Raw genomic sequence first — 1,069 nt, 5'->3', positions numbered from 1 at the left:
GACATAAAAAATAGCATTGATAAATCAACCACTTACACCATAACTCTTGCCAAAGACTCATACACAGGTAACAACATAAGACACCAAGGCGAAGAAGTCGCCACAGGCGAGTGCGTGCTGACCGTGGGCAAACGCCTAAACCCTACCGACATCAGTCTGCTTGCCAATCTTGGTGTGGCAGATGTGGTGGTGTATCGTCCGCTTGTGGTGGGGATTTTGGCGACAGGGGACGAGCTTGTAGCTGTGGGCGAGAGCCTGCCAAGCCTTGCCAATATCTACAACTCAAACACACCCACCCTAAAAGCACTTTTCAAAGACTTACCCATTATCATTAAAGACTATGGCATTATCCCTGATGACTTGTCCAAGACCTGCCACGCCATAGAGCAAGCGGTGCATGAATGCGATGTGGTGGTGTCAAGTGCAGGGGTGTCGGTGGGTGATTATGACTTTTTGACGCACGCCATTGACAAACTTGGTAAAATCACCCATTACAAAGTCGCCATGAAACCAGGCAAACCCTTTGTTTTTGGCGAGCTTTATGACAATGCCGACAGCCCCAAAACGGTGCTGTATTTTGGGCTACCGGGTAATCCTTTGTCCTGCGTGGTGGGCTGTTTGCAGTTTGTCATTCCTGCCTTGTGGCGACTGTCTGGGGTGCATGATGATGAGTTGCCCAAGCGATTGACTCTAAGAGCAACTTTGAGCCACGACATCAAAAAAAGGGCAGGGCGTAAAGAGTTCATGCGTGGCATATACCATCAAGATGAGCTTGGTAGATTTGTGGTGCAAGCGGTGGGCGTGCAAGACTCGCACCGTATCAAGCAGTTATCGCTTGCCAACTGCCTTATCGTGGCGGACAAAGACAGTGAAGGCTATTTGGTGGGCGATGAGATAACAATAGAGCCGTTTGGGTGGGGGTTTTATTGATAAGGTTTGTTTTTATAGCAAATCAACCCCAATTTACACCAATGCCAAATCTTGAAAACACCTTTGTGGGGGTGTATTGAACACGCCCTTTATGAACCCCACCCCAAAGCTCGCCACTTACACTCTAACCTTTGGGGTG

At 48.6% G+C, this 1,069-nt stretch carries 1 protein-coding gene; it reads left to right on the top strand.

Annotated features, from left to right (window positions below; translation table 11 throughout):
- A partial coding sequence (locus B5J93_RS13220; RefSeq protein ID WP_079326779.1) for a molybdopterin molybdotransferase MoeA occupies positions 1–930 on the top strand: 930 nt, incomplete at its 5' end.
- Between the last annotated feature and the right edge of the window lie 139 nt (positions 931–1,069).

Origin of the sequence: Moraxella equi, from assembly GCF_002027555.1 — a bacterium.
GTDB classification, from domain to species: Bacteria; Pseudomonadota; Gammaproteobacteria; order Pseudomonadales; family Moraxellaceae; genus Moraxella; species Moraxella equi.
This window is presented reverse-complemented; position numbering and strand designations above follow the sequence as displayed.